The organism is Erysipelatoclostridium sp. MSK.7.34, from assembly GCF_019041935.1.
GTDB lineage: Bacteria > Bacillota_I > Bacilli_A > Erysipelotrichales > Coprobacillaceae > Thomasclavelia > Thomasclavelia ramosa.
This window is the reverse complement of the sequence record NZ_JAHPYJ010000082.1, coordinates 1-380: the sequence shown is the minus strand read 5'-3', so window position 1 is coordinate 380 and position 380 is coordinate 1. Positions and strand designations below refer to the sequence as shown.

General features: G+C 38.2%; 1 protein-coding gene. It reads left to right on the top strand.

The features are described from left to right. Nucleotides 1–380 (top strand): ribose 5-phosphate isomerase B (gene rpiB / locus KTF99_RS16930; protein WP_254210237.1); only part of this gene is annotated, 380 nt, incomplete at both ends.

Genomic DNA, 380 nt, shown 5'->3' with positions numbered 1-380 from the left:
GTTGAATATAAAAATGTGATCAGAGAGTATATTGAAGCAAAATATGGCTATGAAGTAATCAATTATGGTACTGATAGCAGTGAAAGATTTAATTATCCAGTTTCTGGTGAAGCGGTCGCTAATGCAGTTGTAAATGGTGAGGTTGATAAAGGTATCGTAATCTGCGGAACAGGCGTAGGAATTTCTTTGGCTGCCAACAAAGTAAATGGAATTCGCTGTGTGACATGTAGTGAGCCATATTCAGCCAAATTATCAAGAGAGCATAATAATACTAATATGCTGGCTTTTGGCGCACGAGTAGTAGGAATTGAACTTGCAAAAATGATTGTTGATGCCTGGTTAACTGGTGAGTATGAAGGTGGGCGTCATCAAGTTAGAAT